The sequence below is a fragment of the Neobacillus niacini genome (genome assembly GCF_000759675.1).
GTDB lineage: Bacteria > Bacillota > Bacilli > Bacillales > Cytobacillaceae > Neobacillus > Neobacillus niacini_A.
In genome coordinates, this window is sequence record NZ_BAWM01000036.1 from 1 (window position 1) to 13,867 (window position 13,867).

12 protein-coding genes and 1 pseudogene are annotated in these 13,867 nt (G+C 38.7%); 4 read left to right on the forward strand and 9 right to left on the reverse strand.

The window, feature by feature from the left end; all coding sequences use genetic code 11:
* Positions 1-254: 254 nt before the first annotated feature.
* Complete coding sequence (locus TR08_RS15175) at positions 255-455, reverse strand: hypothetical protein (RefSeq protein WP_045519476.1); 201 nt, start codon at positions 453-455, stop codon at positions 255-257.
* A gap of 211 nt (positions 456-666) precedes the next feature.
* Positions 667-789: pseudogene (locus TR08_RS33220) on the reverse strand (serine hydrolase domain-containing protein); the annotation flags it as partial.
* A gap of 259 nt (positions 790-1,048) precedes the next feature.
* On the opposite strand from TR08_RS33220, the gene TR08_RS15180 reads away from it, so the two are divergent.
* Both TR08_RS15180 and TR08_RS15185 read left to right on the forward strand, forming a co-directional pair.
* A complete protein-coding gene (locus TR08_RS15180) occupies positions 1,049-1,681 on the forward strand; it encodes a LysE family translocator (RefSeq protein ID WP_045519479.1) in 633 nt (210 codons plus the stop codon).
* A gap of 559 nt (positions 1,682-2,240) precedes the next feature.
* On the forward strand, positions 2,241-2,939 hold the full coding sequence (locus TR08_RS15185; protein WP_045519481.1) for a diphthine--ammonia ligase: 699 nt from the start codon (positions 2,241-2,243) through the stop codon (positions 2,937-2,939).
* Between the two features lie 117 nt (positions 2,940-3,056).
* Here the strand turns inward: TR08_RS15185 and TR08_RS15190 are convergent, their stop codons facing one another.
* Positions 3,057-4,118, reverse strand: coding sequence for an alpha/beta fold hydrolase (locus tag TR08_RS15190; protein ID WP_045519483.1), 1,062 nt, complete (start codon positions 4,116-4,118; stop codon positions 3,057-3,059).
* A gap of 19 nt (positions 4,119-4,137) precedes the next feature.
* Entirely contained in the window at positions 4,138-4,620 is a 483-nt protein-coding gene (locus TR08_RS30335) for a hypothetical protein (RefSeq protein ID WP_052427475.1), read from the reverse strand.
* A gap of 522 nt (positions 4,621-5,142) precedes the next feature.
* Between TR08_RS30335 and TR08_RS15200 the strand changes: the two genes are divergently transcribed.
* Positions 5,143-7,182: a glycoside hydrolase family 3 protein gene (locus tag TR08_RS15200; RefSeq protein ID WP_052427476.1), complete on the forward strand. Its 2,040-nt coding sequence runs from the start codon at positions 5,143-5,145 to the stop codon at positions 7,180-7,182.
* A gap of 230 nt (positions 7,183-7,412) precedes the next feature.
* Here TR08_RS15200 and TR08_RS15205 read toward each other — a convergent pair whose 3' ends face one another.
* The 5 genes from TR08_RS15205 to TR08_RS15225 form a co-directional block, all read right to left on the reverse strand.
* The gene (locus TR08_RS15205; RefSeq protein WP_081954498.1) at positions 7,413-8,735 is read right to left on the reverse strand and encodes a sensor histidine kinase; all 1,323 of its coding nucleotides are present in this window, start codon (positions 8,733-8,735) and stop codon (positions 7,413-7,415) included.
* 1 nt (position 8,736) lies between these two features.
* Positions 8,737-9,405 (reverse strand): response regulator transcription factor, encoded by a 669-nt coding sequence (locus tag TR08_RS15210; protein WP_045519485.1) that lies wholly within the window; start codon positions 9,403-9,405, stop codon positions 8,737-8,739.
* 67 nt (positions 9,406-9,472) lie between these two features.
* A complete protein-coding gene (locus tag TR08_RS15215; RefSeq protein ID WP_238579151.1) occupies positions 9,473-11,449 on the reverse strand; it encodes an ABC transporter ATP-binding protein/permease in 1,977 nt (658 codons plus the stop codon).
* A gap of 60 nt (positions 11,450-11,509) precedes the next feature.
* Complete coding sequence (locus TR08_RS15220; protein WP_045519487.1) at positions 11,510-11,758, reverse strand: hypothetical protein; 249 nt, start codon at positions 11,756-11,758, stop codon at positions 11,510-11,512.
* Position 11,759: 1 nt separating this feature from the next.
* Positions 11,760-12,299, reverse strand: a complete 540-nt coding sequence (locus TR08_RS15225) for a hypothetical protein (protein WP_045519489.1) — start codon at positions 12,297-12,299, stop codon at positions 11,760-11,762.
* Positions 12,300-12,736: 437 nt separating this feature from the next.
* Between TR08_RS15225 and TR08_RS15230 the strand changes: the two genes are divergently transcribed.
* A complete protein-coding gene (locus tag TR08_RS15230; protein WP_238579152.1) occupies positions 12,737-13,783 on the forward strand; it encodes a hypothetical protein in 1,047 nt (348 codons plus the stop codon).
* The last annotated feature ends 84 nt before the right edge of the window (positions 13,784-13,867 follow it).

Below are 13,867 nucleotides of genomic sequence, written 5' to 3' on the forward strand. Positions count from 1 at the left end.
GTTCAAAATCGAACAAGAAATTGCCGTTTTTTTGTCTAGACCATGCTTACATTTCTAAAAACGTAAGTTTTTCAGTGCCCTCTTTTAACTTGGGAGTGCTTTTTAAATGATAATTATTCTTCAATTTTATAGCTAGTTAGTACAAAAAAGATCTGTCAAAACAGACCTTCATACAATTGAACTTACCTGCTACGTTAGCTAAATAAGATAACATTTACTTGAAGTAAAAAGCCCTTCTCAAAATAGAGTGGGGCTTACTCTTTCTGTGTTATAAACCATCCTTCAGGTTTTTTTTCAATATGAAAAACATCTTCATCGAATTTTTTTCTCAGTTCTTTATATTCCTCATTTTCAATTTTAACCTGTGCTACTCTGATTTGCTTTAGTGTAATTTCTGGTTTCTGGATTTCAAAAATCAGATCTTTAAAAATAAAAAAAGTCCTTTGACGTTTCATTCTCTCCACATCCTTCCTTTTATATCTCTTACATTAAGAATTAGTCAAAAATGAATAAAACCCTATAAAATCTTTGTAAATTGTTTGTAAAAAACAAAAGCCCTTCTCATTTGAGAGTGTCTTAATTTAGTGGTTCTAATAGAAATTTATGTCCTAGAGTCTATACCGGATCTTATTCAATTAAAGCCAACAGTAGTTTTAGAACATTTCTTCACAAGCCAGAATCGTAGGAATTATATATTTCGCCAATAATCCCTTTTAATTGATGGACACCTAAATCCGTATTTGTCATTAAGACTAATCCATTCTCTAAATAGGGATATCCAACCAATAAGTTCCATATTATATCTCCATTTTTATAACATCATTTTACCATTAGTAGGGAGATATGGTTTATTATATTACCTATGCTTGTTCAACTATGGGTGCGTTACTTGAATAAGAAAAGCGTTCCTTCCGAAGCAGCGTCCCGTTAGTTCAACAAGTACATCAAAAAAAAAAGATTTATGTTCAATTAATAACACGATTTATATATAATACAACGTAAGAATACCATATTCAGAACTTATCATAATCAGAAAGGTGATAATAAAATGGAAAACTTTTATCTTTTTGTTCTTATGTGTATTTTTCTAATTATTTTACCCGGTCCCGATACTGCAATTACTACAAAAAATACTGTTACCGTTGGGAGTATCGGTGGTCTTAAAACAGCTTTAGGTATTTGTTGTGCCCTTCTTATCCATACTTCTGCTGCTGTATTAGGACTTTCAGCCATCATTGTGAAATCAGCGTTATTATTTTCTTTCTTCAAATACGTGGGTGCTGTTTACTTAATTTATTTGGGAGCTAAGACATTATGGTCTTTGAAGAAAAAGGAAGTAGCAGCAAGCGTTGAGATGAACACAAAAAGCCAGTTTGTAAACAAATCTTGTTTTAAGCAAGGATTCCTTACAAATATACTAAATCCCAAAGTTGCTGTTTTTTTCTTAACCTTTTTGCCTCAATTCGTTGACACTGGAAGTAATACCTTTTTACCATTTCTAATAATGGGTATCACTTATACAGTTTTGACTGCGGTATGGTATTTACTTTATGTCAATTTAATTAATCAGATTAGTGCTTTTATGAAAAAACCTAAAACACAAAATATTATTGAAGGAATCACAGGTACTATACTAATAGGTTTTGGTATTAAACTAGCTCTTGAAAAGGCTCATAATTAGATTATTTTTTATATAAGGTAAGACCCTTGATTTCCCTAAATCGAAGGGTCTTATTTTTTGCAGAGTTTATCAAAAAAAGACAGTAACCTGAAATATCCATTAATGTATCTTGTGACTTTTTTTCGATTTAGATAACCCGTCTACAAAATTGATATTTTTTGAGAGGTACTAGTAAAAAAATTACACCGATATTATCGAAACTATTAAAAGTGAGTATTATACACGGTACCCTGTTGTTGATGGGGATAAAGATCATATTCGTGGTTTCATCAATGTGAAAGAGTTTTTAACTGCACTTCAAGATACTAATATGGATAAGGACTTTAATTTAGAAAAAATCATTAAACCCATTATTCGTGTCATTGAGATTTTTCCTATTAGACAACATGTTATAAGAGAAGCGATGAGAAGAAGGGGAAGGTTCTATCATTGCAGCTCTTGAATTCTAAGAAGATTTTTCATTTTTTGATAAGACCAATTTTGATAGAATAAAAAAGTAGAGCATGTATATAGTTATGAGCTTGAAAAAAGTAATTTAGAATAAAGGGGAAAGATATAAATGACAGAATTAAAGGATTGGAAAAATGGTGCTCAAGGGCATAAATTTATTGCTTCTTTTAGCGGAGGAAAGGATAGTGTCTTAGCTCTTTATAAAGCAATGAAGGTCGGAGAAGCGGTTGGACTGATTGTCATGCTGGAGGAAGAAGGGAAACGTTCCAGATCCCATGGAATGCCTCCGGAACTCATACATGCCCAAGCTAATTCTATCGGTTTGCCTGTTTATACTGCAGCTGCAAGTTGGACTGATTATGAAAAAGTATTTATCAGTCTTTTAGAAAACGCTAAAAATCAAGGAGCAGAATTGTTAGTAACCGGAGACTTGGATATGCCTGCTCATGGCTGTTGGCATGAAACGGTTACGAAGAAGGCTGGATTAAAGCTTGGGATGCCTTTATGGGAAATGAATCATCGTGAAGCTGTCGAAGAGTTCATAAATCTAGGATTTGTAACGATCATGGTAACTGTTAATCTATCACTAGGAATGCGTGAAGACGATTTAGGGCGGACGTTAACCCGTGAATACGTGAATGAACTTGAAGCTCGTGGTATTGACCCCTGCGGAGAAGGTGGAGAGTTCCATACTACAGTAATAGATGGGCCAATTTTTAAACATCCTATCCCGGTTCGTAAATGTGAGATTATGAAGGACGGAGAATATGCCTTTTTGCCTTTGGAGCTGGATCAAATCCCCCGTTGAATAACAGTTATTGTTACCTGAGGATATTTCCTGACTCATTAGTACTAAAAAAATAAAAACCTTTGTCTGTATTCAATAGACCAAGGTTTTTACAATTTTGGGCTTGTCAACAATAATTTATTTTACTTTATTAGAACGGGTCGAGAGCCACGGATCAATCGCAAAAGCAAACTGGCCGGTTAAGCATAGAGATACATGCCCCGCTTCCACAAGCTGATAGGTTTTATCTTCACTTGAAATAAGATCCATGACAGGAAGGCTTTGTGATTCTAACACTAATTCATCCCTTGTGGAGGTTATCACCAATGTACTACATTTAATATTGGTTAACTCCACCTTGTTACCGCCAATCTTCATTTCACCTTTGACAAGCTTGTTATCTTTGTATAATTCATTGAACATTTGCTTGAATGCTGCACCAGAAAAGGTAACGGCGTCTTTCATCCATTTGTCCATTCTCCGCCATTTATCTACATATTTTTGATCATGGGCACGGGTGACTAGGTTTATCGTTGGACCGATATTAAATCCTTGCAGCGCCATAAAGATTGCATATAAAAACTCTGATGGGATGACTTCGTAAGCATCTGCGAACCGGTCAAAATTGAGTGTCCCCTTTTGGAGTGCTTTCACCCATTTATTAGGAACAATGACATCGCTGTAGTCAATTGGAACCGCTGCCAGAACGAGATTTTTGATTGGCAGATCCGTTAGTGATGTCAGAATAGCGGAAAGTGTTCCACCAATACAATATCCTATCAAAGATATTTCTTTTGCACCTGAATGTCTTAATGCCCTTTTTACCGCCACTTCTAGATAGTCGAAAATGTAGTTATCTAAAGTGAGGTCCTTGTCTTCCAAGCCAGGAGAACCCCAATCTAGCAAATAGACATCGTACCCCTGTTTTGAAAGGTTGCCAATGACACTTCCTTCTTCAGAGATATCAAGAATATAGGCTTTATTTAATAGAGAATAAACCAAGAACAATGGAGTATTATACTTTTTCTCAGGAGCAGGGTGATACCACAAAACAGATTTATTTTTTTTCCAAACCGCTTTTCTAGGTGTAGATTCAATATCAGGCTTTGGTTCACTCATAACTTTATAAATAGTGTTCCACCGCTGCGTCTCCGTTTCAAGATTGAGAACAGGGATATTTACTAGTGATTTAACCGCCATCATATATTCTCCTTCACCTTTATTTTGCTGTCAGAACTGGTTCTTCTTTTTCTTTCTGCAAAAGCTCCTTCATCGCCTCAAACTCATTTTTTATTTCAGATAATTTAGCAAGCTCCAGTGATGTTTTTTGCCATTCCGAATGGATATGTTTGGTGAATTCTAGTATTTCTCCAAGCATTTTATTTTGCGCATCTGTTGCTAAAGCAAAACTTTCTTGCAAATTCCAGATTTTCTCTTCAAGAATATCTATTTTTTCTTCAGCTTGGATGGTTTGTTTGACCGCATTGGCTACATCATTTTTTGTGGGTAGATTCATATAATTAGCCATCAGTTCCCGATTTCTTTTTAGCCTTTCTATGTATCTAGAATTCGCCTCAATGCCTACCTTCGTCATTTGGATTAATGGGTTGTTATCAATAGATTGAAATAACAATCCATTTAACCCCTTTTCCCACATTTCACTTACTCGTAGAAAAGAATCGTAAGGATTCATTTCGGACATACTCTCTCACCTCTGTTAAATTTTTTCGTTTTCTCCAACTCAAGGTTTTTCAGTAGTTTTTTCATCCTCCCCTCGAATGAATGAATACTCATTCACCACTTATTACCTGTATTTTACATTGGAAAATAGTAACTTACAATAGGACAAATTGAAGATTCTGAAAACAAAAGTAAAAAAACATACTATAACAGATTTTCATCGACTTTTGATGAAGGTCCTCTTTACAAAATCACCGATTTCTTTCGTTGTCCTAGAACTATATAAATCTCTACTTTCAGAAAAAAGCTTAACAAAGAAATTAACAAATCAAATCTAAAATAATCACAAAAATAACTAAAATTATCACATATCAATATTAATTAAAAATTCTATATAATCAAAACATAACCCGGGTGTTAACGCTTACATAACAGGTTATACAAATTTATGGATTAATAGGGAGTGATTAATGATAGTTTAAATCATAAACGGCGTCTTTTGTAGTCAAATACTTTCGACCTATATTAAAAAGGAGGCAAAAAAATGGCTAAGAAATCTAAAAAATTAAAAAAAATGGTTATGTCTACACTTGCAACCAGTGTACTAGCCGCGACCGTCGCAGGCTCCACATTCGCCGCTGCTCCACCTGATCACTCCAACGCCGGAGGCAAGAAAGCACCGTCAGTTGAGGCCCAAGTTAAGCCTATCATCAAGATTGGCCAGCGTGAGTTTAAAGATCTAAACGCAAACGGAAAACTTGACCGCTACGAGGACTGGCGTTTACCCACAAAAATGCGTGTGGCTGACCTTCTACCACGGATGAGCATGGAGGAGAAAGCAGGCATTATGCAGATCACCTCCTTAGGAAGGGACTCGGAAGTAATGAATGACTATGTCAACAACCGGCACATTCGTTTTGTGATCATTCGAGATAACCCTACAGCTGAAGCTTTAGCCACTCGGGCGAACTCTTATCAAAAGATAGCGGAGGCCACACCTCTTGGGATTCCACTTGTTTTCACTTCTAACCCACGTAACCACATCAATGAGCAAAACCAGTTCGGAATCAGCGAGGCCTCTGGTCAATTTTCCACTTGGCCAGGTACCTTGGGTCTTGCGGCAACTGGTGACATAGACCTAATCCGTGATTTCGCTGAGATTGCCCGAGATGAGTGGCGCGCTTCTGGAATCCAAAAGTCCTACGGCTACCAAATTGAAACTGCTACTGAACCACGCTGGCGTAGAATCTCTGGTACCTTCGGTGAGGACCCAACGTTGAACGCGGAGATTGCACGTGAATTAGTCCTCGGCTTCCAGGGCGAGGAGCTCAGCAGCAAATCTATAGCCCAGACCATCAAGCATTTCCCTGGTGATGGCGCCGTGCTCAATGGTCTTGACCCACACAACGAGGAAGGTCAGTTTGCAGTTTATCCAACTGAGGGAAGCTTATACAAGTATCAGCTTCCACCATTCCAAGCAGCCATTGACGCTGGGGCGAGCTCGGTAATGTCCTACTATAATCTTCCGAAAAACGAGGGCAGTGCTGTGCAGCTTCCGAAAGAGCTTTGGTACTCTGAAACCCAACAGTTTGAGGAAGTGGCAGGGGCATATAACAAGAAAATAATTACAGACTTGCTGCGGGGTGAGATGGGCTTCACCGGCTATGTCAACAGTGACAGTGGTGTGCTAACCAACATGGACTATGGAGTTCAAAACCTATCGATAGAGGAAAAGTTCGCTAAGGCTATTGATGCCGGGACCAACATCTTCTCTGATAACAACGACCCAAGCGGGCTGATTTCAGCGGTAAACAAAGGTCTAGTTGACGAAAAAGACCTCGATCCATCCGTATCGCTACTACTCACTGAGATGTTCAACCTTGGTCTCTTCGAGGACCCGTACACTAATCCTGCTGAGGCACAATCTATTGCCGACTCGGCTGAGTACCAAGCACGTGCCGATGAAGCACACCTTAAGTCGGTTACATTACTGCGCAACAACGAAAATATGCTGCCACTGACTAACGAAAAAGTTGCTACAACAAAATTGTATGTAGAAGTTTTCGCCGGAAACAACAGTGCCGCTCGGACCACTGCCCTAAAGGATCTTATTAAAAAAGAAGAGCCTTCATTAACCATCGTCGATACACTCGAAGAGGCGAATTCTGCACTCGTTATGTTACGCCCTACTGCATACGAGAACAAAGTTGACATTCATGCACCAGTGGATATCAAATTAGGCACAAACACTGGCATTAATGTTGAAAGAGTTAAGGAGATTGAAAACAAAGTTCCAACTGCTTTGGTTATAAATATGAACAACCCGTGGGTAATCGATGAAGTTGAGCCTGGGGCTGCTGCAGTTGTGGCAACCTACAACGTCAAGGGAGAGGCGCTGCTAGATGTGCTGCGCGGACGATTCAACCCAACTGGTAAACTGCCAATAACTGTCCCAGCGAACCAAGAAGCCGTTGATAAAAACGCATCTGACGTTCCTGGTTATGCAGAAACATACGATTACACCTATACAAATTCAGTTGGTGACGACTACACCTTCGGCTTCGGCTTAAGCTACGAAGAATAGTTGCCTGGAAAACATCACAAGAATAAATAATAGAGGAAGTAGCAGATTTCAAAGGAAAAGCCTGATTATCGAAAAAAAGGGGTTGGAATCATCATTCCACCCCTTTTTTTAAAATGGGGTCAGTCCCTTGTCACGTTAAAGCTTTAGATCACCGGGGGACAAAAGAGAGTCTATAAATTTTAAAAAGCGATGTTGGTAACCATATTCATTTAGTAAATCATATATTTATTCTAAAGCGGAATGGAAATCGTAAAACAGCTGCCTTTTCCTTCCTCACTTTTTACGTTTATTTGACAGCCATGAAGTTCGATGATCTTTTTCACAATCGATAACCCCAACCCATTTCCTCCTCCTGAACGGCTTCTTGCTTTGTCCACCATATAGAATCGGTCAAATACGTATGGAAGGTCTTCTTCTGGAATTCCTTTTCCAGTATCTTTTACATGAACGCGGACTTCATGATCAACTATTTCCATTTTCACTTCAATTTTGTCATTTTTATCGGAGTATTTAATCGCATTAGTAATCAAATTTTGCCATACCTGTTTAAACAAATCCTGGTCAACCTTAACTTTGCAAGGCTTGAGATCGAGTTCAACATCAAGATTTTTTTCCGTCCATAACGGTTCCGACACGAGAATCGTTCTTCGTAGCTGTTCATCCAATTGATAGTCTACTGGATGAAAAGGATGGTTTTCTGAATCGAGTGAAGCAAGCCGAAGTAAATGATCACTAAGCTTTGAAAGTCTTAACGTTTCCTCATAAATAATATCAAGATGTTCTTTTTGATGCTCTTGTGGAATGACACCGTCTCTAATCGCCTTTGTAAATCCTCGAATCGATGTGATTGGCGACTGAATTTCATGAGAAACATTACTAACAAAATCAGCTCGCATTTTATCAATTTTTTGAAGTTCACTAGCCATATGATTAAAACTTTTTATCAATTCCCCGAGTTCATCATCCTTTTTATATTTAAGCCGAACGGATAAATTTCCTGTTGCCATTTCTTTCGCTGCGCTTGTCAGTTTTCTTACTGGTTTAACAATGTAGTTAGAGGCCAGCAGAATAAACAGACTTCCAATAACCAATACCAAAATAAGACTAATGAGTAAGATGCGCTGCATGACCTTTGAAAAGTGGGTAAAGTCCACCTTTACGATCAATGAACTTCCACTATCATCGATATTCGGCACTCCAATGAATCGCACAGGACCTTCCCTTGTATTTAAAAAGAACGGCTCTTGTTTATCAGACTGAAATAGCAGAGAAGTTTCTTCTTCTGTTAATGAAAAAGGCAGTACATTTCCTTGCTTTAAAATTTCACCATGTATATTATATCTGGATAAAATACCCAGAACTTGATTACGCCTATCCGGATCAGCTGCTGCAAGAAGATTGGCAGCGTCACTTGCAATCGTCAAAAACGGCTCGTCAAAGGTAATTTCCCTATCTGCAATCAAGCGAGTAATACCAAATGATAAAAAGAGGCTAATAAGTATGATCATGATGAAAGTAACAACAATTTGAATACGCAGGCTTTTTTTAAACACCTTATTTTTCCTCCAAACGATATCCAAGCCCCCGAACAGTGGTGATTGTTAACGATGAGAAAGGCTCAATCCGCTGACGCAGGCGATTAATATGAACATCCACTGTCCGTTCGTCCCCTTCATAGTCCATTCCCCACAGGCTTTCAATCAATTGTGTTCGGGTAAAAATCTTACCTGGCGAACTGGCCAGCATAAATAGTAGTTCACATTCTTTCTTTTTTAGCAATACTATTTCTTTATTTGAAGAAATGGTCAATGTTTCAAGGTCAATTTTTACGTTACCAATTTCAATTACCTTTGATGCAGAAATATTGTAGCGCTTTAAAAGGGATTTAACCCGCAGGACCAACTCCACAGGGTCAAAGGGCTTCACCAAATAATCATCCGTTCCGGCCTGAAACCCTTTAACTTTATCCATCGATTCTCCTTTTGCTGTTACCATTAATATCGGGATATCCAAATACCCGCGAATATCTTCTGTTAATTCGATGCCATTTACACGTGGCATCATGACATCAACAATCATTAAATCTACTTTTGTATGTGCCACATAATCTAGTGCTTTCTGTCCGTCCTCTGCCTCCACAACGGTGAATTGACTATTTTCAAGATAAAGCTTTATCAACTTCCGAATATGTGGGTCATCATCCACGACTAAAATCTTATTCATTTAGTATCCCCCAATCACCTATCCATTCCCTATTATACAACGTTAGGAAAGGCTTTGGTCCTTCTCATTATTCGTATCGGAGTGACTCCATTGGGTCGAGTTTAGCTGCTTTCGATGATGGGAGTAATCCTGCAATCACACTGATCAATGTGCTGGCTCCCATTCCAAACAGCATGTATTCGGGACTAAGCTGAATCAGTTCAGCACCGAAGCTGTTGGATAACACATTATTTAAAAGAATGCTAATAACCAGGGCTCCTGTAACAGCAATTACACCACTCAATAAGCCCATTAGAGCAGACTCTGAAAAGAAAATGCGTCGAATATCTTTCTTCCTTGCGCCAATCGCCCGTAAAATACCAATTTCTCTCGTTCGTTCAACAACACTGATATAAAGGACTACTAATATCATAATGCCCGATACGAGCAGGGAGATAGCCGCAATTCCGGCTAACAGCCATGTTGCCATATTCACATACGTTGTTACTTGTTCCATTATACTTGCAATCGGAGAGCTTACGAAGCCTGCTTTTTCCACATCTGCTTTAATTTCTTCTACATCAACCTGTTTTTTTGCATACGCATTAAGCTGTACCGGCTGCAATATTAACTTCTGTTCGCTGTATGCATCTTCAAGCGTCGTATACGAAACGTAGGCACTTGCTCCTTCTATTGGCCCAATATCTTCCTGAGCATAAATACCCGATATGATAAGTTCTCTTTCCACTGTGATTGGCTGGTTATTTTCTCCCATTTCATTAATAAACAGTTTAATAGATTCTCCTATGAGGGACTCATATGTCACTTCACTGGTTAAACTTTGTGCAAAAGATGTCGTCAGCAACACTTCATTCTCAGATGGGAGTGTCCCCTCTTCAATATTACCCTTAATAATCGTATCGGTTAAAGTTGCCATTGCCGGCAGCTCATAATTCTTTTCACTGTATATAACATTGGTTTTTCCCCTGATTGTTGTCACTTTTTCTACTCTCTCTACATTTTTCAATCCGCTGATCGTAGCTATGTCTTCTTCTGTAAATGGCGCACCCCCCATTTGTTGATTGGGCGGTCCTCCCTGCTCCTCTACTGCCTCTGCTTCATCCGACTTTACCACATCGACAAGAAGAGGATTCAAATTTGTGTTAATTTCATCATTCATATAGTCTGTAACACCGTTGCCTAAAGATAACATTAAAATGACACTGAATATTCCGATGGATCCTCCCAAAGCGACGAGAATATTTCTTTTCGCCTTTAATCTCATATTTTTCATAGCCAGTTTAAAAGAAGCAATTAAACTTAAATTTTTTCCTTTTTTCTGTACCGTTCCCTTGACAGTAGTGTAACGCTCTTTTAAAAACTGATCTTCTATAATACGCCCATCCTCTACCGATACAATCCGACTGCCAAAATCAGCTACTTTTTGTGAATGCGTCACGGTAATAATGAGGACGCCTTTTTTGGCAATCGAATCGAGCAGTTCAAGGATTTGTCCACTTGTTTCTTGATCGAGTGAGCCTGTTGGCTCATCAGCTAAAATAATCTCTGGGTCGTTTGCCAAAGCACGTGCGATCGCTACACGCTGCTTTTGGCCACCAGAAAGTTGATTTGGCCGTTTCTTCGCATGATTCATCAAACCAACTTCTTTTAAAATCTCCATAGCACATTTCATTCGTTCTTTTTCGCTTTTATCCAACATTTGCATTGCAATCATCACATTTTCAAGCACTGATAAATGAGGGATTAAGTTAAAACTTTGAAAAATGAATCCAATCTTCTCTTTTCTGTAGGCATCAATTTCCTTTTCTTTCATCGATCTCAGCGTTTTCCCTTGTACGATGACGTCTCCTTGATAATCAGAATCCATCCCGCCGATAATGTTCATTAATGTCGATTTTCCCGAACCGGACTCTCCCAAGATGGAAACAAATTCGCCACTTTCAAAGCTTATACTCACATCGCGCAGAATGGATACTGATTCTTTTCCAGCAAGTTTATATGATTTATTTACATGTTTTAATTCTAGTAATTTCATATTCTTCATTCCTTCCTCTTATCATGAGTTAACATTTTCTATTTGATCTGAAAATCCCTATTAAATGGTTTAATCAAATTGTTTTTTAGTTCTTTTTTTCGCAAAGAAAGCTTTTTTAAAAAAGTAATATAAACTAGATCCTGAAAGAATGATGATTCCAATTACATACTGATTAAAACCTTGTGAAAACAATCCTGCCTGAATAAGAGTGTAAACAAAGAATAAAATGAAATTTCCTAATGCTGTTGCGATGGTAAAATATGAAAATCGAATATTAATAATACTTGAAACGCCGTTAATGCTTAATTTTATATTCATCCTAGTGTAGAGCTACCATGTGGAATATTAGTCCAAAAATAAAGGCAATCCCTAAAATGGTATGTGGAACTCTGACATCTCTGCTTGTACGTTCTTTTAGATTTAATTTATAGCCGATAATCACCATGACAATCATGACGGCGAAAACTACCAACCCGCTGTAAACCCCCTTCATGTCATTAGGGATAAAAATTAGAAAGTATAGACTATGTGCAGTTCCTGCTGCCGTAACAATCCCCCCAAATAAAACATGCCTTTTTTTTAGAAACTGCCATGTGGAGAATATCCAGCGAACATTTGGAACTTTACTCTTTTTCATCAATATCCATATCATTCTAAAAAGAATTAGGAACACGGCAGCAAATCCAAAAATTTGCGTCATTTTAGTCAGAAAAAGATCTAAGCCCCTCCATATACTGTTTGGTAAAAATCCCACTACTGAAAGTGTCCCTCCGAGGACCAAGACAGCACTTAATACAATAACAAACCAACTAAAACCCTTTAAATAACGCAAATGATTCTTAGCCATATATTTTTGCATTATATTCACCTCTGATTTCTTAATAAACAAAGGATATCATGTTTATATGAACTGAAAATAAACTCAAAAAAACCTTTTCCTTTAATAGAATATGGAAGGACTATTTATTCCCTTCTGATAGCTTTCTAAATAATATGGCTCTAATAAGAATGAGAATAATTACTAGAGAGGCTACAATTACTGAGACTGAAGTTAAAATCAAACCAATATTGGAATGTAACAAATGTACATTTTTCAATGCATATATAGTAAATTAAGTAACAACAAAATAACTTTACTTCTGAGAGATAGAATTAATATCTATTTCAATCAAATTCAAAATTTGTGTTATTTTATCAGCTAGTTTGTCCCTTTCGAAAAATCACTTGTCCACATAATTTACATTAGGTAAAAATTAATTTTTTACTTAAAAAAAGTTTTTGAAGGGGAAATGGTATTTGCAAAAGGAAAATGAATTAATTTACACGGGTGTGCCTGGCTTTAGTCCGCTCAGCACGGGGCAGGATTTACTCTACATCGGTGACGGCAGCGACAACACCGTAAAGACATTCGACCCAGTAACGGGGCAGTACCTCGGCGCCTTTGTCGTACCAGGAAGCGGCGGCTTGAACGGTCCTCGAGGACTTCTCTTCGCCTATGAGGAGAATCTGCTTGTAGCCAACCAGAACGTTCGCAAGAATAACGGCAACGTGTTGAAGTACAGCGGACAAAGTGGGCGGTTTCTGAACGAACTCGTCAGTTCCAAAGAAAAAGACAACGCCCCGTTCGCGCCGCGCGGCATAATCCTCTCTGATGACAACGTCCTGTTTGTAGCTGACTTTATGGACCACGGGAACAAGCCAGGAAAACTGCGGACGTATGATGGAACCACGGGGGTGTTTCTCGGTAGTCTTGACCACCCTGGCTTCAACGAACAGGCCTTCTATCCCCGCGGTTTGGTGATCGGTCCCGATGGCTTGCTGTATGTTTCCGTCTTCGACATTTCCGATCAGAATAGCGGCTGGGTGCTGCGCTTCGACCCGAATACAGGGGATTACCTAGGAGTATTTATAGAGAGTAACAGCACCAACAACCTCCACCGACCTGAAGGCTTGGTATTCAATCCCGACGGCAGTAAACTCTACATCACCAGTTTCCGAGATATTCGCCCAGTCATTAATGACACAGACAAAATTCTCGTTTTCGACGGAGAAACAGGCGCTTATCTTGACGAGGACAAGATTGACCTCTATACCGTGGGAGAGCCTCGTGCATTCGCTCAGGCAATCTTGTTCGGACCAAGCGGAAAACTGTTAGTTCCCATTACGGGTGGAGATGTAGCTACAACAGGTTCGGTGCGAAGCTACAACGTTGAAAGCATGTTGTTCGATGAACTAGTAAGTCCTGCTTCAGCAGGGGGACCGCTAGGTGAGCCTTGGTACCTGACGTGTGGCAATACGAACCCTGCAACGCTGGCTTATCAAAACGATGTAATAATAGGTTAACAAGGATTTGATGACGGCACCTGCATAGAAAAAAAGCCTGTTACTGTACTGCACCCCAAAAGTTAGAGTGAAATCTACTTTTGG